The 896-nt window shown below is 44.6% G+C and carries 1 protein-coding gene and 1 pseudogene; both read right to left on the bottom strand.

Annotated features, from left to right (window positions below; translation table 11 throughout):
* Positions 1-318, bottom strand: a pseudogene (locus tag ACGF5R_RS24155) (Rha family transcriptional regulator); the annotation flags it as partial.
* A gap of 172 nt (positions 319-490) precedes the next feature.
* The coding region (locus ACGF5R_RS24160; protein ID WP_387693156.1) for a lysis protein at positions 491-896 on the bottom strand (406 nt) is incomplete at its 5' end.

The following is an 896-nucleotide window of genomic DNA, read 5'->3' on the forward strand; positions in this document are numbered from 1 at the left end:
CTCGTAACTGTAGCTCATTGCCATCAAACAGGATTCACGTTTGAAGAATCGGTAAATATCTCTTTCAACTTCCCCACCCGTGCCATTTATGAAAGTATCAACTGAAAAAAAATTTTCACTTGCCTCCCCAAGAACTTTTGGTACTTTTTTCATAAAACTACGATGCTCAAGCTTCCTGTATTTTTTGCACGGAAAACCCATTCCTTCCGCTTCCGCTTTGGCTTTCCTTTCGTCATTGATGTAATCCACCATTTCAAGACTGGTCATGGTTGGAGCTTCGGTTACAGGCGAATGTGTTTTGACTGTTAATGCGTTCATCGTGCTTTACCTTTTTAGAGATAGAGCCTGCCTCATAGAAAATCAGACCAAAGAATCAGCACAATCCTGATTTCCTCAAGCTCTATTTCCTAAACAGGTTCTTTGGGTTTGAATGCGCATGAGGGGCGCGGTGAAATTCGGATATAAAAAGTCCCGCGATTGCGAGACTCTGTTACTGACACTGAGTTTTGATGTAGTCCTGCAAGCCCTCTAATTGTACCTGCATCGTTGTTACTCTTTCGGTGAGAGTGAAATAATCCCTGATAGCGGGGTCTTCCAATCTGGGGCTGGCTGCATCATCCACGCCGGGGGAGGAACTGGCTTTGTCTTGATCACAGGTGGCCGCGATGCGCAACCGGCGACGACCAGCGGCAACATCATTGCGAAGAACATCAATTTCAGATTTGGCATTGGTTAATTCTCGTGTGTGTTTAATGTCCAGCTCATTCAACATTGCGATGTGAGAGTTCTGATAGTTGATAGTGTCTGTGAGTTGCTGGATTTCTGACTGCTGTTGCTTTGTCACATGCCGCTCTTTCTGTAATGCAGAGTGATAGTAATAAGCTGTGAGTGAGACA

This window comes from Photorhabdus sp. RM71S, from assembly GCF_042879355.1.
Taxonomy (GTDB): domain Bacteria; phylum Pseudomonadota; class Gammaproteobacteria; order Enterobacterales; family Enterobacteriaceae; genus Photorhabdus; species Photorhabdus kayaii.